The following is a 16629-nucleotide window of genomic DNA, read 5'->3' as shown; positions in this document are numbered from 1 at the left end:
GCGTCGGCGTGCGTGCGTCCCCGACACGACGAGGCAGTCCTCGACACGGCGAGGCAGTCCCACGCCGGTACGGCCCGGAAGGCTGCCGGGCTGATGCGGGCGCCACTCCCCCGGGCCGCGGAACCCCGTCTGCGCCTCGCGAGCGCCGCCCCCCGCGGGATCCGGCTCGCGACCGCCCATCGCCTCGGGCCCGGGTGCGGCTACCATCGGCCAGCATCGGCGGGCGTCCGCCCGACCGTCAGGCCAGGGAGCGAAACGTGCTGATCACCCACGACACCCGGTGCGCGCTCGACGCCGTGGTGGATCTGGTGAACTCCGCGCCGGAGGACGACACGACTCCGGACGGGCTGCCGGACGTCGCCACCCTCGGAGACTTCGTACGAAAGCACGACATCAGCGATGTCGGCACGCTCTCCGAGTTCGATCTGTCCGCCGTGCGCAAGGTCCGTGGCCGGTTCGCCGGGATCTTCGCGGCGCAGGACCCGCGTACGGCCGCCCAGCTGATCAACGAGCTGGTCGCCGCCGCGGGCACCACGCCGCGCCTCACCGATCACGACGGCTACGACTGGCATGTCCACTACTTCGCGCCCGGCGCCTCGGTCGCCGACCACCTGGCCGCCGACTGCGGGATGGCGCTGGCGTTCTTCGTGGTGGCCGGTGAGCAGGAGCGGCTGCGGCGCTGCGAGGCCCCGGACTGCCGGCGGGCCTTCGTCGACCTCTCCCGCAACCGGTCCCGCCGGTACTGCGACAGCCGTACCTGCGGCAACCGTCTGCACGTGGCCGCCTACCGGGCGCGTCGCAAGGAGGCAGCGGGCTGACCGCGCCCGTCGTGCAGGGGCTCCGTCGGGATGTGCGATGCCGACGCGGCCCCGGCGGGTGACGCCGGGGACCGCGGGTACGGCTCAGAGCAGCAGCAGATCATGCAGCGAGGCCATGAGCAGCAGACACCCGATCACCGCTAGGAAGATCATCAGCGGTGGCTGGGAAAGGGCGAAGAGGCACCCGCGCGGCTCGTCCTTCGGCGGCGCGGCGTCGCTCTGTGTCGTGTCCAGCATCTCGCGGCGATGATGACGCAGGGGGGATCTCCCGCGCGATCAACACGCACGGAATGAGCGGGACTTCGCTGGAATCCGTGAGGTCGGTTTCAGGCCGTGTCCAGGGTGTGATCATTTCCGCGCAGGGGCGGCCCGACTGTGTCGTTTCACCCTTCGATCACCCGCAGACCGGACCGCCCGCCGGCCGGACCGCCCCTCACCTGCCGTGCCGCACCCTCCGCGGGTCGAGGGCCGGCTTCATATGCCGTGCTTCTTCAGGATGGCCTCGATGTCGCTGAAGTCCTCCGAGCCGCCGGTCGCCCGCGGCGCGGCCGCCGGGCGGGAGGCCGGCCGGGAGGACTGCCCCAGAGATGGCGCCGAAGCGGCGGGCGCCACCGCCTCGGAGTGTGCGGCACGGGCCGCAGCCCTGCGCTCCTTGCGGGTGCCGCCGCGGCGGCGTTCCACCGCGCGCGTCGTGGCGAAGAGGGCCCAGGCCCCGCCCAGCACGGCGAAGCCGGCCCAGGCCGTAGGGCTGAAGGCCGTGTCGGCCACCCATTCGACGATGCCGGTCATCACGAGGCCGAGGGGCACGAGGGCGTAGGCGGCGATACGGGCCGCCGCGAGGTAGCGCTTGCGGTAGGCCGTGACCACCGCGATGCCCAAGCCGGCCACGGCGACGGCGGAACAGACGGTCTCGGCAATCATCCGGTCCTCCAGGCAGGGCGTGCGGGCAAGGTCGGGCTGACTCGGCGGCACAACCGGCAGGCCTGCGCCTCGTCCCCTCCATCCTGCACCTGGGCACGGCCCAGGGGCCATGCCGCAGCGGGACATCAGGGACATCTCCGGGTCGGCTCCTCCGCAGGTGCCGTACGGACCCGCCCCCCGCTGCCGCTCCGGGCGCTGCGGCGGCGGCGTGCGACGGCCGCGACCGGGCGCGGCGACCGGCGGCGGCGAGCTGGAAGCCGTCCGGATTGGGACGGTCGCGCAGGGGCTGGAAGACTGGCGGCATGAGCGACACGTCCCCGGCACACTCGTCCCCGGCCACCTCTTCCGTCTCCTCCCCGGCCGACGCCCGCCCGGCCGTCGTCCTCGACGTCTGGTGCGAGCTGCAGTGCCCCGACTGCCGTTCCGCGCTCGGCGACCTGCACGCGCTGCGCGAGCGCTACGGCGACCGCCTGGAACCGCGGCTGCGGCACTTCCCGCTGGAGAAGCACCGGCACGCCTTCGCCGCCGCGCAGGCCGCCGAGGAGGCCCTGGTGCAGGGACAGGGCTGGCAGTACATCGAGGCCGTGCTGGCCCGGGTCGAGGAGCTGGACCGTAGGGGCGAACCCCTCCTGGTCGAGATCGCGGGCGAACTGGGTCTGGACGCGGAGGAGTTCGACACCGCCCTGATCGACGGCCGGCACATCCTGATCGTGGACGCCGACCAGGCCGAGGGCAAGGCGATCGGCGTCACCGGAACCCCGACGTACGTCATCGGCGGCGAGCGCCTCGACGGGGGCAAGAGCCAGGACGGGCTGCGCGGGCGCATCGAGGAGATCGCCGACCGGTTGCTCGCCGAGCAGGCGTGAGCTCCGGCCCACGCCCTACGCCCGGCCGTCCGAACCTCTGAGGCGGCCGGGGCGCTGCCGGCCCGCCGACCGGTCCGCCGGCCAGGTCCGCCGAGCGATCGCCGGGCGGCCGTTCAGACCAGTGCCTTGTACATCGAGTAGGCGACCGACGTGTATCCCAGCGACTCGTACAGCCGCTCCGCCGGGGTGTTGCCGGCGAACACGTTGAGGCCGAGGACCCGCTTGCCCGCTTCGACCGCCTGCGTCTCGGCCAGCAGCATCAGGGATCGGCCGTGGCCGCGGCCGCGCAAGGCCTGGTCGGCCTCGACGTCGAAGACGAACGCCTTGTCGCCGACCAGCGCCAGCCAGAGCCTGCCCACCGCGACGCCGTCGTGCTCCAGCACGCTGAACCGCATGTTCGGCGTCGCGCGGCCCTGCGGCAGCTCCTGTTCGTGGTCGCGCCGCGCCTTGGCCAGGGCCTCGTCCTCGGGCACTCCACGGTCCCGCCAGTCCTGGGCGTACTCGGCCACGGCGCGCCGTTGCCAGGTGTCGTACTCGGCCTCCGTCATCGACCGGCCGCGGCTGCCCTCGGGCAGCCGGGGAAGCACGGGGCCGAGCGGTTTCTCCATGCCGCGGTTGCGGTGGACGTAGCCGAGCGTCGTCGCCATCCGCAGCCCGGCCGACGCGTCCGCCGGCACCCGGATGTCGATCCGCCTGCAGCCCCAGCCGCGGGCCACCTCCTCGGCGGCCAGCGCGGCCACCGTGCCCCGGCCGCGCCTGCGGTCCGGTTCCTCGATGCGCAGACCGGCGATCACGGCGACGCGTGGCCCGAAGGAAGAGGACGTCGAGAGATGGACCGCTCCGACGGGACGGCTGTTCACACACACCTGGTAGTGGCGCGACAGCGCCCCGTCGGCAGCGCGCTGGAGCGGCTCGGTCGGCCGCAGGGTCGTGGTCATCAGGGGCTTTCTACCCAACGCGGAGCGCCGCGTCAGCTCGATTTCCGCCGATGGCCGGCGCGACCCGCGGGTGTCCGGCCGGGCCTCACGGATCGAGGTCGTCCGCCGCGCGCTCGGCGAAGATCCGCATGGCCTTGGCGGTCACCGGTCCGGGCGCGCCCGGCAGTTCGCGGTCGTCGACCCGGTGGACGGCCTGGACGTCGCGCAGCGTGGACGTGAGGAAGACCTCGTCGGCCCGCTCCAGCACGTCCAGCGGCAGGTCGGTCTCCCGGGCGCCGGTCCACTCGACGGTCAGCTCGCGCGTGATGCCCGCGAGGCAGCCGGAGGCCACCGGCGGGGTGTGGATCTCACCGTCGAGGACGACGAAGACGTTGGAGCCGGTGCCTTCGCACAGCTGCCCGACCGTGTTGGCGAACAGCGCCTCGGTGGCGCCCTGCTCGTGGGCCCGGGCCAGCGCTACGACGTTCTCGGCGTACGAGGTCGTCTTGAGGCCGGTGAGCGCCCCTCGTTCGTTGCGGGTCCACGGGACGGTGACGACGGCCGTGGAGTCGGCGCGCCGTGCCGTCCCGCCGAGCGCGACGACGAGCGTGGGGCCCTGGTCCCCGCGGTCGGAGCCGAGGGGGCCGTGGCCGCCGGTGTAGGTGATGCGCAGCCTGCCGAGCGGCATCGGGTCGGCCTCGAGGACGGCGGCACAGGCGCGGCGGATCTCGTCCTGGTCCGGGTCGGGCAGGCCGAGGCCGCGTGCGGAGCGGGTGAGCCGGTCGAGATGCCGGGTGAGCGCGAAGGTCTCCCCGTGCATCGCCTTCACCGTCTCGAAGACGCCGTCGCCCACGGTCAGTCCGTGGTCGAAGACCGAGACGCGGGCGGTCTCGCCGTCCTGCAGCCCGCCGTCGAGCCAGATCTTCACGTCAGTTCCTCTCCTCGGCCTCGTACGCTCCCGTGACCTCGTACGCACCCGACGCTACCGCGAGCAGCCGGGATGCCTTCAGCTCGGTCTCCCCCCACTCGGCCTCGGGATCGGAGCCCCAGGTGATGCCGGCGCCGGTGCCGAAGCGCAGCACGGCCGCGCCGTCGGCGGCCCGGTCGATCCAGAAGGTGCGGATGCCGACGGCCAGCTCGCCCGTGCCCCGGTCGGCGTCGACCCAGCCGATGCCGCCGCAGTACGGACCGCGCGGCGACGTCTCCAGCGCGTCGATGATCCCGAGCGCGCTGGCCTTGGGGGCGCCGGTGACCGAGCCCGGCGGGAAGGCGCCGTCCAGCAGCTCGGGCCAGCCGGCGCCCGCACGCAGCTCGCCGCGGACCGTGGAGACGAGGTGGACCAGACCGGGATGCTTCTCGACGACGCACAGGTCGGGGACCGTCACGGTGCCGGTGGCGCAGACCCGTCCCAGATCGTTGCGGACGAGGTCCACGATCATCACGTTCTCGGCGTAGTCCTTGGCGAGGAGGTCCGCCTCGGTGCGGCCGGTGCCCTTGATGGGGCCGGACTCGACCGTCCGGCCGGCGCGGCGCAGGAAGAGCTCGGGTGACGCGGTGGCCGTCTCCACGCCGTACGCGGGCAGACGAATCGTTCCTGCGTACGGTGCGGGGTTGCCCCGGGCCAGCAGGCCGGTCAGCGCGTCCACGTCGGCGTCGGGCGCCACGGGCGCGGTCAGCACCCGGCACAGATTGGCCTGGTACACCTCGCCGGCCGCGATGTGCTCCCGGATGCGGCGCACCCCCGCCGTGTACGCGGCATGGTCGAGGGAGGACGTCCAGTCACCGGCCGCAGGCCCCCGCCAGGCCCCCGGCACGGGGGCGGGGACCGGCTCCTCGCGCACGTCGGCGAAGCGGGCGCAGACCAGACGGCCCTCGAAGTCCGCGCAGACGGCCCAGAACCCGGCGCCGTCGAGAGCGGCGGGATCGCTGGTCACATCGAGGAGACCGGTGGCGAGGCGGCTGCCGAAACGGGCGAGCGGAGGGAGGTCGAGCACATGGTCGAGTGTAGGGCGGGCGCTTCGGAGACCGTCCTCTCGTGCTCCGCAGGTCACGGCCTCCGGGGGGCGCTGACCGGGTGCGCGCGTGAGCGCAGCGCAGCACGCTGCACAAACGCGTTTTTGTGCTGGCCCGGGAATCCGCTAGAGTTCAACTCGTCGCCGGGCCGTGAGAGCGGAACGAAACGACAAGCGGACGTAGCTCAGTTGGTAGAGCGCAACCTTGCCAAGGTTGAGGTCGCGAGTTCGAGCCTCGTCGTCCGCTCGAAGGAAGAAGGGGTCTTCCCGGCCCCCTACACTCCTGGTGGAGTGGCCGAGAGGCGAGGCAACGGCCTGCAAAGCCGTCTACACGGGTTCAAATCCCGTCTCCACCTCCAAGGACGATTAGCTCAGCGGGAGAGCGCTTCCCTGACACGGAAGAGGTCACTGGTTCAATCCCAGTATCGTCCACTGGATCTGCTCGAAGATCCTTACCCGCGCGATTAGCTCAGCGGGAGAGCGCTTCCCTGACACGGAAGAGGTCACTGGTTCAATCCCAGTATCGCGCACGCAGTGTCACGGTCCGCGGATCGTGGTCCCGAGGACGATTAGCTCAGCGGGAGAGCGCTTCCCTGACACGGAAGAGGTCACTGGTTCAATCCCAGTATCGTCCACACGCCGAGAGCCCCCGGCCGCCTTCGCGGTCGGGGGCTCTTCCGTGCGCCGGTTCAGCTGGAGAACAGCATGTGGCCGAAGCTCTTGTGGCGGTGGTGGCCGCCGTAGTGACCGCCACCGTGATGACCGCCGCCGTGCGGGGCTCCCCAGGCGGGAGCGGCCGGCGCCGCGGGGTACGCCTGCGGGGCGCCCGGGGGCGGCGGCGCGGGCTGGGACCACTGGGACTCCACCCGGGTCAGCGCCTCCAGCTCGCCGTAGTCCAGGAAGATCCCGCGGCAGTTGCTGCACTGTTCGATCTGGACGCCGTTGCGGTTGTACGTGTGCATCTGAGCGTGACACTTCGGGCACTGCATGTTCGGCTCAACTCCTCGCCGGTCGGTGCTGTTTCGCCTACCGCCAGGACAGACACTGTCCGGCTGCGGTCGGTTGCACCCTACTTCGCGAAGTCCGCCGCGACCTGCGAGGGGAGGGAACCCATCCGCGCACAGGCGTCGACCAGGCACTGTTCGACCTCGTCGAGCGGACGGCCGGCCATGGCCGCCTTGGTGACGGCCCGTGCGGCGGTCTGCACGGTGAGTGCGCGCGCCGGGACGTCGAGCCGGGGCCAGGGATCGCCGGCGTCCGGCACGGCGGGGCCCGCCGCCGCACGGTAGGCGACGAGGAAGCGGGTCCACTCGTCGGGCGGAAGCAGCCCGCAGGCGAACCAGGCGGCGGGGCGGGCCAGGTCCCAGGCCGGGTCGCCGACTCCGAGGTCGTCGACGTCGATCAGCCGCCACGGGCCGTCCGGGGCGGGGCGGCGGACGAGCTGGCCGAGGTGGAGGTCGCCGTGGCAGAGGGCTCCGGCGCCGGGCATGGGGGCCTCGGCCCGGGCCCAGGCCGGGAGCGCGCGCCAGGCGCCGAGGACGGGGGCGACGGCCGGGTGCGCTCCCGCGGTGTGCAGGAGCGCCACGGCCCGGGCGGCCTTGGCGGGACCGCGCATCGCGGGCAGGCCGGCCGGGACCGGGGCTCGGTGCAGCTCCGCGAGCAGGGCTCCCGCCGCCTCCCAGGGAGCCGCGTCGGGATCTTCGGGGTCCACCGGGGCGCCGTACGGCCAGAACGTCACCAGACGTCCGTGGAGCAGCGTCGGGGCGGGGGCGAGCGGCGGCAGGAGGACGCCCGGGAGGGCGGCCGCCACGGCGACGCGGGGCGCCAGACCGGCCGGGTCGGTGTCGGGTGCGTGCGCCTTGGCGACGGTGTCGGCGTGCCGGACGACGGTGGCGTCGGGGCGGTCCGCGAGGGTGGCCGCTCCGCACGGGCAGGTCGCCGCGGCCGCGTGCGCCCGGGCCGCGGCCCGGTGGGCGAGCTCGGCGAGCAGGGGGTGCGGGGTCACGTGGCTCCTGGAAGGCGGCGTGCGGGTCGGTCTCCTCGCGAGGGTACGCACAGGGCCTCGGCGAGGTCGGGCTTCGGAGCTTCGGCGGTAGGAGGAAGCCCCTTCGACGGCGGGAAGAGCGACGCGGGCGGGCAAAACAATGCAGGCGCAGCTCCCCAGCTGCGCCTGCATCTTTTGCCGTCCGCCGCACCCCCGTCCCCACGGGGTTTCATGGGTGGATGTCCCCGCCCGGACCGCTCTTCCGGGCCTGGGGTCGCCGCTCAGCGCCCCAGCATCACTCCCACGGACGACGCCTGTGTGGCCACCGTCTCCCAGCCGTCGAAGACGACGAGGAGCAGGACCGCCAGAGGAAGGGCCATCAGCGTCGCCACCAAGGGGTGGCGGCGGCCCGTGCGACGGGGGCGCGTACCGCGTCCCGGGGTGCGGAGCGTCGTCCGCGGTGCCGTAAGGGCCATGGTCCCTCTCCTGACCTGATCAGTTGTCGTTGGCAGCGGCGGGTGTCTGACCTCGGGGGACGAGTGCTGCACCCGCCGCTTGACCTCAAATCTAGGCTTGCGGCGGGCTCCGGTCGTCATGCCCTCGTACCGATCGGCGGGCCTCCCGGAGGATGAGCCGTCACCAGGGGAGTACTCCCCTGGGTGGAGAGAAGGTCCTACGTCTCGGGGTCTTCCCGGAGGGGGTGCCCGGTCCGGGCCGTTTTTCCCTGGGGTTGTCGTGACTTCGCTCACTTCCGGCTCCTCTGCCGGTACCGCGGCCGGTCGTGGGCGGCCCGCTCCCCCCGCCTTCACGTCATGGGTCCGGGCAGCATCGCCGACGTCCGGGGCGGTGTGCGGCCGGTCACCCTTCATGGGTTCAATCCCCCTTCCGGGACCGGTGGTTGGGGAGGCGCGGTGGACAAAGTGCGGCTTTTCCCAGGGCTCCTGACCACTCCTCAACTCTCCCGTCCGGCACTGACAATCCATCGGGACGAGAGGGCGCGGCCTCTGCGCGCGAGCGGCCGGGTAAACGTAAGCTGTGCCACGTCAGACGGACCGGGCAGCGGGGATGAACATGGCGATGATGCGCCTGAGGCGCGAGGACCCGCGCGTCGTCGGCTCGTTCCGGCTTCACCGGCGGCTCGGCGCGGGCGGGATGGGCGTCGTCTACCTGGGCTCCGACAAGAAGGGGCAGCGGGTCGCGCTGAAGGTGATCCGGCCCGATCTGGCGGAGGACCAGGAGTTCCGCTCGCGCTTCGCACGCGAGGTGTCGGCCGCCCGGCGGATCCGGGGCGGCTGCACGGCGCGGCTCGTCGCGGCGGATCTGGACGCCGACCGTCCGTGGTTCGCCACGCAGTACGTGCCCGGCCCCTCCCTGCACGACAAGGTGAACGACGAGGGGCCGCTCGGAGCCGCGGAGCTCGCCGCGATCGGGGCCGCGCTGTCGGAGGGGCTCGTCGCCGTCCACGAGGCCGGAGTCGTGCACCGGGACCTGAAGCCCTCCAACATCCTGCTCTCCCCCAAGGGCCCGCGGATCATCGACTTCGGCATCGCGTGGGCGACGGGCGCGTCCACGCTCACCCATGTCGGCACGGCGGTCGGCTCCCCCGGATTCCTCGCGCCGGAGCAGGTGCGCGGGGCGCTGGTCACACCGGCCACCGACGTGTTCTCGCTCGGCGCCACGCTCGCTTACGCCTCGACGGCCGACTCCCCCTTCGGACAGGGCAGTTCGGAGGTGATGCTGTACCGCGTGGTGCACGAGGAGCCGCAGCTTCACGGCGTTCCGGACGCGCTGGCCCCGTTGGTGCGGGCCTGTCTGGCGAAGGACCCCGAAGAGCGGCCCAGCACGCTCGAACTCTCCCTGCGGCTGAAGGAGATCGCCACCCGGGAGGCCCAGGGCCTGGCGGACGCGCGGCCTCCGGCGCCCCGGGCGGCCGAGGCGGACCGGCCCACGGGACGGCTGGCGGAGCCCGGCCATCCGGAGCGCACGCTGCGTCATCCGGGCCCCGGCACTCCCCCGCCGCGCGGGGCGACGCCGTCCTCTCGAGGTCCTGCCCCCGCGCGGGGCGGCTCACCGCCGCGGGGCACGAACCCGTCCCGCGGGGGCGGCGGGGCTTCCTCGCGGTCCGGGGCCCGGCCTGTTCCCGGCGCCCGCAACACCCGGCCCGGCAGTGGCAGCCGACCGGGGCCCCGCAGCGGCGCCGGGCGTCCCGGGCCGAGGACGACGGGGGGCAGACTGCGGCCCGCCAACCCGCGCCTGCTGCGTCAGCGGCTGTTCGTGTTCGTGGTGGTGACGCTGTTCGTGGCGCTGGGCATCGCCCTCGTCCAGGGTTGTGAGGGACCGGCACGCGGCCTCGGCGGGGGCGACGGCGTCGTCCGGCACGCGCGGCCGCACCTGCCGTCGGCGCCGGACGAGGGCGGTACGCCCGCCGGCTGACCGGCCGGCACCGCGCGGGCGCGCGGTCGACGTCGGAACGCCCGCGGGAGTGGACGACCCGCAGGTGAGGCCGGGGGCCCTCCGGCGCGCGACAGGACGGGGCCTTCCCCGGTGCCGGGAATCACGACGATACGGCCGCCTTCGGCGTACCCGCCCGGCCGTCGAACACGGCGCCGGCCGTCTCCCGCGGGCTAGGTGCGCGGACGGCCCGTCGCCACCGCGTAGAAGGCGACCGCCGCCGCGGCGCCCACGTTCAGCGAGTCCACGCCGTGGGACATCGGGATGCGGACCCATTCGTCGGCGGCGACGAGTGCCTGGGTGGAGAGGCCGTCGCCCTCCGCGCCGAGCATGAGGGCCACGCGGTCCATCCGGTGCGGGGCAGCCTCGTCGAGGCTGCGGGCCTTCTCGTCCGGGGTGAGCGCGAGCAGGGTGAAGCCGGCCTCGCGGACCGAGTCCAGGCCCTTCGGCCAGGTGTCCAGACGGGCGTACGGAACGGAGAAGACCGCGCCCATCGAGACCTTCACGCTGCGACGGTAGAGAGGGTCCGCACAGTCCGGGGAGAGCAGCACGGCGTCCATCCCGAGGGCGGCGGCCGAGCGGAAGATGGCGCCGATGTTGGTGTGGTCGTTGACCGACTCCATGACCACCACCCGCCGGGCGGTGTGGAGCAGGTCGGCCGCCGTGGGCAGCGGCCTGCGCTGCATCGAGGCCAGGGCGCCCCGGTGGACGTGGTAGCCGGTGACCCGTTCGGCGAGGTCGGGGCTGACGGCGTAGACCGGCGCCGGGAGCTCGTCGATGACGTCGCGCATGACGTCGATCCACTTGGCCGAGAGCAGCATCGAGCGCATCTCGTACCCTGCGTCCTTGGCGCGCCGGATGACCTTCTCGCCCTCGGCGATGAACAGGCCCTCGGCGGGCTCGCGTCTGCGGCGCAGCTCGACGTCGGTCAGGCCGGTGTAGTCGCGCAGGCGCGGGTCGTCGGGATCTTCCACGGTGATGAGATCGGCCACAGGGGTGATACTGCCTTGTCCTGGGTGCGGTGCCAACGGCTCGGAACGGTTGTGTTACCCGGGGTTACTCTGAGGTCCGCGGCCCGACGCCGACGACCGGGCCGATGACGACGACCGCCGGGGGCTTGACCTCCTGGACGCGGACCGCCTCGGCGACCGTGGCGAGCGTGGCGTCGACCCGACGCTGGGCGGCCGTCGTGCCCTCCTGGACGAGGGCGACCGGGGTCTCGGGCGACTTGCCGTGCGCCACGAGGGCCTCGGCGATCTTCCCGATCTTGTCGACGCCCATCAGGATCACCAGGGTGCCGGTGAGCTTCGCGAGGGACTCCCAGTCGACCAGCGAGCGTTCGTCGTCGGGTGCCACATGGCCGCTGACCACCGTGAACTCATGGGCGACGCCCCGGTGGGTGACGGGGATGCCGGCCGCGCCCGGCACCGAGATCGAACTCGAGATCCCCGGGACGACCGTACAGGCGATGCCGGCCTCGGCGAGGGCCTGGAGCTCCTCCATGCCGCGGCCGAAGACGTACGGGTCGCCGCCCTTGAGGCGGACCACGGACTTGCCCTGCTTGGCATGCTCGATCAGCGCGTTGTTGATGGCCTCCTGGGCCATGAACCGGCCGTAGGGGATCTTCGCCGCGTCGATCACCTCGACGTGCGGCGGGAGCTCGGCGAGGAGGTCGCGCGGGCCGAGTCGGTCGGCGATCACGACGTCCGCCTCGGCGAGCAGACGGCGGCCGCGGACGGTGATCAGGTCGGGGTCGCCGGGACCGCCGCCGACCAGCGCCACGCCGGGGGTCCGGGTGCGGTGGTGGGGGGCGACGAGGGTGCCGTCGCGCAGGCCCTCGACGACCGCGTCGCGGATGGCGGCGGTGTGCCGGGGGTCGCGGCCGCGGCCGTCGGTGGTGAGGACGGCGACCGTCACACCCTCGCTGTGGCCGGTCGCGGGAGTCCAGGCGGTCGCGGCCTCGGCGTCGTCGGAGCGCACGCACCAGATACGGTGCGCCTCCGCCTCCGCGGACGCCAGGACGTTCGCCTCGGCGTCGCTCGTCGCGATCAGGGCGTACCAGGCCCCGTCGAGGTCGCCTTCCGCGTACCGGCGCCGGGACCAGGTGATCTCGCCCGCGTCGGCCATCGCCTCCACGGACGGGGTGGCGCTCGGGGAGACGAGCTCGACGACCGCGCCCGCGGCGATCAGGGCGGGCAGGCGGCGCTGGGCGACCTGGCCGCCGCCGAGGACGACGACCCTGCGGCCGGTGAGGCGGAGACCTACGGGGTAGGCGGGGTGTTCGGCCATGAGGGGCGGCTCCTCGTACGGGCAGAGGCGTGCAGTGAGCGGGCGCTGCGACTCTGGAGCAGCCCTGACGTGCGCATTTTAAAGGTGTGTTCAGGTGTGTTCAGCATGCGGCGGGGCCAGGGGCGCGCACAAGCGCGCCCGCCGGCCCCGCGGGGGCCCTACTTCTCCGTCACGCCCGCCGAGTCGAACGTGGCCACCTCGTGCATCGCCCGGGCCGTGCTCTGCACCAGGGGCAGGGCCAGCAGCGCGCCCGTGCCCTCGCCGAGACGGAGGTCGAGGTCCACGAGAGGACGCAGACCCAGCTTGTTCAGGGCGGCCACGTGACCGGGTTCGGCGCTGCGGTGACCCGCGATGCAGGCCGCGAGGACCTCGGGGGCGATCGCACGGGCCACCAGGGCGGCGGCGCCGGCGCTGACGCCGTCCAGGATCACCGGCGTGCGAAGCGATGCCCCGCCCAGGAGCAGACCGACCATCGCCGCGTGCTCGAAGCCGCCGATCGCGGCCAGGACGCCGATCGGGTCCGCCGGGTCCGGCTGGTGGAAGTCCAGGGCACGGCGCACGACCTCCGTCTTGCGCGCGAGCGTCTCGTCGTTGATGCCGGTGCCGCGACCGGTGACCTCGGCGGGGTCGGCGCCCGTGAAGACCGAGATGAGGGCCGCGGACGCAGTCGTGTTCGCGATGCCCATCTCGCCTGTGAGGAGCGCCTTGTTGCCGGCCGCCACCAGGTCGCGGGCCGTCTCGATGCCGACCTCGATGGCCTGCTTGGCCTCCTCGCGGGACATCGCGGGACCGGTGGTCATGTCGGACGTGCCGGCGCGGACCTTGCGGGGCAGCAGCCCGGGGGTCGCGGGCAGTTCGGCGGCGACGCCCACGTCCACCACGCACACCTCGGCGCCCACCTGGCTCGCGAAGGCGTTGCAGACCGCTCCGCCGCCCAGGAAGTTGGCGACCATCTGGGCCGTGACCTCCTGCGGCCACGGGGTGACCCCCTGCGCGTGGACGCCGTGGTCGCCGGCGAAGATCGCGACGGCCGCGGGCTCCGGGATCGGCGGCGGGCACTGCCGGGACAGACCGGACAGCTGCGCGGAGATGATCTCCAGCATGCCGAGCGCCCCGGCCGGCTTCGTCATCCGCTTCTGCCGCTCCCAGGCCTCGCCGAGCGCCTTGGCGTCCAGCGGGCGGACGCTGGCGACGGTCTCGGCGAGCAGATCGTGCGGGTCCTCGCCGGGCAGCGCGCGACGGCCGTACGTCTCCTCGTGGACGACCCACGACAGCGGACGGCGCTTGGCCCAGCCCGCCTGCATCAGCTCGGGCTCCTCCGGGAACTCGTCGACGTAGCCGACGCAGAGGTAGGCGACCACCTCGAGGTGCTCCGGCAGTCCCAGCGCGCGGACCATCTCGCGCTCGTCGAAGAAGCTGACCCAGCCGACGCCGAGGCCCTCGGCGCGGGCGGCGAGCCAGAGGTTCTCGACCGCCAGCGCCGAGGAGTACGGCGCCATCTGCGGCTGGGTGTGACGGCCGAGGGTGTGACGGCCGCCGCGGGTCGGGTCGGCGGTGACGACGATGTTCACCGGGGTGTCGAGGATGGCCTCGATCTTGAGTTCCTTGAACTGCTTCGCCCGGCCCTTGGGCAGCGACTTCGCGTACGCGTCACGCTGTCGGACCGCCAGCTCGTGCATGGCGCGCCGGGTGTCGGCGGAGCGGATGACGACGAAGTCCCAGGGCTGCGAGTGACCGACGGAGGGCGCGGTGTGGGCGGCCTCCAGGACGCGCAGCAGCACCTCGTGCGGGATCGGGTCGTCGCGGAAGCCGTTGCGGATGTCCCGGCGCTCGCGCATGACCTTCAGGACGGCCTCGCGCTCCGCGTCGTCGTACCCGGGCGCGGCGGGACCCGACGACACGCGCGCGCCTTCCCCGGCGGCCGGGCCCTCGTCCTGCTCGGCGGCTCTGGTCTGCAGGTCCTCCGGGCTCTGCACGACCTCGGGGTCGACGGCTCCGGACGCGGCGACGCCGGCCTCCTGCCGGGCGTCCGGGGCTGCCTGGACGCCCGCGGCGGGGTCGGCCTCGCCCGGGGCGGTCTCTCCGGGCGCGGTCTCGCGAGGGGCGGGAACCGTGGCGAGGGGAACCGTGGCGGCGGGCGGGCCGGAGGGGGTGGCCTCGGCGGCGGACTGCGCCTCACCGGCCGCTTCCGTGGCCGCCTCGGGGGCCGGCTCCGGAACCGACCCGTCCTCGGTCGCGGGCACGGGCGGGTGCGGCGGGGTCGGGGCGAGCTGCGTAGGGGCGGTCGCCGCGCCCTCGACCGGCACGAACTCCCCCAGGAATTGCCGCGGTGCGGGCTCGGCGACGGCGTGCCCGCGTCCGGGCAGGGCTTCCCCCGCCTGGTGCACCGCGTGGTCCGCGTCCGTCGGCAGCGGCGCGGGCTGGGGGCCCTGGGGGGCGGCGGTCGCGAGATCGTCGCCGGTCCCGTCGCTCGCCCCCGAGGGCACGGGCTGCGGGGCGGGGACTGCGTCCGCGAGGAAGGTCCGGGGCTCGGGGGCGGCTGTGGAAGCGACCGCCGGCACGGCGACCGGCTCGGCGACCGGCTCGGCGACCGGATCCGGCACGACCGTGGGCTCCGGGTGGGGCGCCGGCTGTGCCTGCGCCGCCTCGTCCGGTCCGGGCTCGGGTTCCGCCTCGGGCTGCGGCTCCGCGAGGGGTGCTTCGGGGGCGACCACCGTGTCGGGGGCGGGCTGCGAGGACTCCTCGTGGGCGAGCGCGGGCTGCGGGGTGTCCGGTGCGTGGGATGCCGGGTCCGCGATGTGGGGTGCGGCGGGGATCAGGGGCTCGGGCTCGGACCGGTTCTCCGGCTCCGGGTCCGCCGCCTGGATCTCCTGCGGCGCGGGCAGGGCGTCCGCGGCCGGTTCGGCCGGCTGCTCCTCCTCGGATGCGGTCTCGGCCTGCGGGACGATCGTCTCGGCGACGGCGTCGGCGTCGGCGTCGGCGTCGGCGCTCCGGACGGTCCCGGATTCCGGCGCGGGGGCCTGCGCCGCCGGCTCCGGCTCTTCTGCCGCTTCCTCGGTCACGGCCTCGACGGGCTGCGGAACCCCGGCTTCTTCGGGACCTCCGCCCAGAGCGGGCTCGGGCTCCGGGGCCGCGGCGGGCTCGACGGCCGGCACCGCCTCCGGGACGGCGAACGCGTCGGCGACCGGAGCGGTCTGCGCCGACGTCTGCGGAGCCGGGGCAGGCACGTCGGCGGAATGCGCGTCCGGGTCCGATGCGTGGACCTGAGGTCGAGACTCGGACTCCTCGGCGGCTTCCGCCGCGGGGCCCGCCTCGCCGGCGTCCGCCGTCTGCGGCGTCTGCGGCACGTCCGCCTGTACCTGTACGGGAGGCTCGGTGGGCTCTACGGCCTCGGCGGCGCCGTGCCCGTCCGGTTCCACGGCTTCCGGCGTCCGGGAGGCCACGGCGGCGTCCTCGTCGGCCGGCGACGGCGTCCGCTCGGCAGAGGCGTCCGCCGGCTGGTCACCGCCGGACACGGGCGAGCCCGCAGCCTCGGCCAGCTCCTCGCCGGCCTCCGCCATCATGGCGGCGCCCAGCAGCTGACCGGGGTCGACGACCCCGTACGTCCCGGTGGACGGCGTCTGCGGCGACGCGCCTTCGTCTTCGGCCGTGTGCCCGGCTTCGGGTTCCTGCGGGGCGGTCGCGGCGATCGCCTCGGTCGCCATCCGGGCCACCAGGGCCTGGGCGGCGCCCGCCGGTTCGCCCTGCTGCTGCGCCGCGACCGGGGCCGGCACGGTCGCCTCCGCGGTCGTCACCCCGGAAGCGGCCGGCGTCTGCGCCGTGACGTGTGCGGCGCCCCAGGGCGCCGCGCCCTGCAGCGGCATCTCGCGCAACTGCGGCACGTCGAGGTACTCGGGCCCGGAGGCGGACGGGCCGGGCTGGCGGACCGGAGCGCCCGCGGGGCCGCGGTCGGCGAGGGAGCGGACCGGACTGGCGGAGGCGTCGGGGATCGGCGGGCCGAGGTGCAGCGGCCGGCGCGGGGCCGCCTGGGGCGCCGACGCACCCGGCAGGCGGACTGCGCTGAGGTCGACCGAGCCGCTGTCGCGGCCGTCCGTCTCGTGCGGGCCGGGCTCGTGCACCGTCTCGACCACCGGCTCCGGGGCGGGCGGGGCCACCTCGTTGCCCCAGGCGCTCTGGGCGCCCGGCAGCAGCAGGAGGTCTTCGTCCTCGGCGGGGGTCTCGGAGAGGTAGGTGTACGCACCGTGCGCGGGGGCGCCCGGCTGCTCCACCATGCCTGCGTTCTCCGGCAGCGCCTCGCCCGGGACCTGGCCGGTGTCGGTCATGCGTACCCCTCGCCCATCGGTTAGTGCTCTTACGACCAGCTCGCCCGGA

14 protein-coding genes and 5 tRNA genes are annotated in these 16629 nt (G+C 74.2%); 8 read left to right on the top strand and 11 right to left on the bottom strand.

Features of this window, described 5'->3' with window-relative positions:
* Positions 1 to 257: 257 nt before the first annotated feature.
* Positions 258 to 818 carry a CGNR zinc finger domain-containing protein gene (locus ACN6LD_RS30565; RefSeq protein WP_057580385.1) on the top strand — a complete coding sequence of 187 codons (561 nt, stop codon included), beginning with the start codon at positions 258 to 260 and terminating at the stop codon, positions 816 to 818.
* An 84-nt stretch (positions 819 to 902) separates the two neighbouring features.
* On the opposite strand, the gene ACN6LD_RS30560 is transcribed toward ACN6LD_RS30565, so the two are convergent.
* Both ACN6LD_RS30560 and ACN6LD_RS30555 read right to left on the bottom strand, forming a co-directional pair.
* Positions 903 to 1055 carry a hypothetical protein gene (locus ACN6LD_RS30560; protein ID WP_173877776.1) on the bottom strand — a complete coding sequence of 51 codons (153 nt, stop codon included), beginning with the start codon at positions 1053 to 1055 and terminating at the stop codon, positions 903 to 905.
* A gap of 237 nt (positions 1056 to 1292) precedes the next feature.
* A complete protein-coding gene (locus tag ACN6LD_RS30555) occupies positions 1293 to 1739 on the bottom strand; it encodes a hypothetical protein (protein ID WP_319194592.1) in 447 nt (148 codons plus the stop codon).
* A 302-nt stretch (positions 1740 to 2041) separates the two neighbouring features.
* Here ACN6LD_RS30555 and ACN6LD_RS30550 point away from each other — a divergent pair, with 302 nt between their 5' ends.
* Positions 2042 to 2605 carry a DsbA family protein gene (locus ACN6LD_RS30550; protein ID WP_319194590.1) on the top strand — a complete coding sequence of 188 codons (564 nt, stop codon included), beginning with the start codon at positions 2042 to 2044 and terminating at the stop codon, positions 2603 to 2605.
* A gap of 113 nt (positions 2606 to 2718) precedes the next feature.
* Here ACN6LD_RS30550 and ACN6LD_RS30545 read toward each other — a convergent pair whose 3' ends face one another.
* From ACN6LD_RS30545 to ACN6LD_RS30535, 3 genes are all read right to left on the bottom strand, one after another.
* Positions 2719 to 3543, bottom strand: coding sequence for a GNAT family N-acetyltransferase (locus tag ACN6LD_RS30545; RefSeq protein WP_445044882.1), 825 nt, complete (start codon positions 3541 to 3543; stop codon positions 2719 to 2721).
* Positions 3544 to 3628: 85 nt separating this feature from the next.
* Positions 3629 to 4450 carry an aminotransferase class IV gene (locus ACN6LD_RS30540; protein ID WP_445044881.1) on the bottom strand — a complete coding sequence of 274 codons (822 nt, stop codon included), beginning with the start codon at positions 4448 to 4450 and terminating at the stop codon, positions 3629 to 3631.
* A 1-nt stretch (position 4451) separates the two neighbouring features.
* Positions 4452 to 5516, bottom strand: coding sequence for a chorismate-binding protein (locus ACN6LD_RS30535; protein ID WP_319194584.1), 1065 nt, complete (start codon positions 5514 to 5516; stop codon positions 4452 to 4454).
* A 192-nt stretch (positions 5517 to 5708) separates the two neighbouring features.
* On the opposite strand from ACN6LD_RS30535, the gene ACN6LD_RS30530 reads away from it, so the two are divergent.
* From ACN6LD_RS30530 to ACN6LD_RS30510, 5 genes are all read left to right on the top strand, one after another.
* A tRNA-Gly gene (locus ACN6LD_RS30530) sits at positions 5709 to 5781 on the top strand.
* Between the two features lie 38 nt (positions 5782 to 5819).
* Positions 5820 to 5893, top strand: a tRNA-Cys gene (locus tag ACN6LD_RS30525).
* A 1-nt stretch (position 5894) separates the two neighbouring features.
* Positions 5895 to 5966, top strand: a tRNA-Val gene (locus tag ACN6LD_RS30520).
* 26 nt (positions 5967 to 5992) lie between these two features.
* Positions 5993 to 6064: transfer RNA gene (locus ACN6LD_RS30515), tRNA-Val, on the top strand.
* Between the two features lie 33 nt (positions 6065 to 6097).
* Positions 6098 to 6169, top strand: a tRNA-Val gene (locus ACN6LD_RS30510).
* Positions 6170 to 6223: 54 nt separating this feature from the next.
* Here the strand turns inward: ACN6LD_RS30510 and ACN6LD_RS30505 are convergent.
* From ACN6LD_RS30505 to ACN6LD_RS30495, 3 genes are all read right to left on the bottom strand, one after another.
* Positions 6224 to 6523 carry a TFIIB-type zinc ribbon-containing protein gene (locus tag ACN6LD_RS30505; RefSeq protein WP_189926259.1) on the bottom strand — a complete coding sequence of 100 codons (300 nt, stop codon included), beginning with the start codon at positions 6521 to 6523 and terminating at the stop codon, positions 6224 to 6226.
* Positions 6524 to 6603: 80 nt separating this feature from the next.
* The gene (locus tag ACN6LD_RS30500; RefSeq protein WP_445044880.1) at positions 6604 to 7539 is read right to left on the bottom strand and encodes a phosphotransferase family protein; all 936 of its coding nucleotides are present in this window, start codon (positions 7537 to 7539) and stop codon (positions 6604 to 6606) included.
* 260 nt (positions 7540 to 7799) lie between these two features.
* The gene (locus tag ACN6LD_RS30495) at positions 7800 to 7994 is read right to left on the bottom strand and encodes a hypothetical protein (protein ID WP_319194578.1); all 195 of its coding nucleotides are present in this window, start codon (positions 7992 to 7994) and stop codon (positions 7800 to 7802) included.
* Between the two features lie 589 nt (positions 7995 to 8583).
* Here ACN6LD_RS30495 and ACN6LD_RS30490 point away from each other — a divergent pair.
* On the top strand, positions 8584 to 9951 hold the full coding sequence (locus ACN6LD_RS30490) for a protein kinase domain-containing protein (RefSeq protein ID WP_445044883.1): 1368 nt from the start codon (positions 8584 to 8586) through the stop codon (positions 9949 to 9951).
* A gap of 191 nt (positions 9952 to 10142) precedes the next feature.
* Here ACN6LD_RS30490 and ACN6LD_RS30485 read toward each other — a convergent pair whose 3' ends face one another.
* The 3 genes from ACN6LD_RS30485 to cobT all read right to left on the bottom strand — a co-directional run bounded on the left by ACN6LD_RS30485 (position 10143) and on the right by cobT (position 16580).
* Positions 10143 to 10961 (bottom strand): TrmH family RNA methyltransferase, encoded by an 819-nt coding sequence (locus ACN6LD_RS30485; RefSeq protein WP_319194576.1) that lies wholly within the window; start codon positions 10959 to 10961, stop codon positions 10143 to 10145.
* Between the two features lie 64 nt (positions 10962 to 11025).
* Positions 11026 to 12258 (bottom strand): uroporphyrinogen-III C-methyltransferase, encoded by a 1233-nt coding sequence (cobA, locus tag ACN6LD_RS30480; protein WP_319194574.1) that lies wholly within the window; start codon positions 12256 to 12258, stop codon positions 11026 to 11028.
* Between the two features lie 158 nt (positions 12259 to 12416).
* Positions 12417 to 16580 carry a nicotinate-nucleotide--dimethylbenzimidazole phosphoribosyltransferase gene (gene cobT / locus ACN6LD_RS30475; RefSeq protein ID WP_445044879.1) on the bottom strand — a complete coding sequence of 1388 codons (4164 nt, stop codon included), beginning with the start codon at positions 16578 to 16580 and terminating at the stop codon, positions 12417 to 12419.
* Positions 16581 to 16629 lie beyond the last annotated feature (49 nt).

This window comes from Streptomyces sp. SAS_272, assembly GCF_052543235.1.
This window is presented reverse-complemented; position numbering and strand designations above follow the sequence as displayed.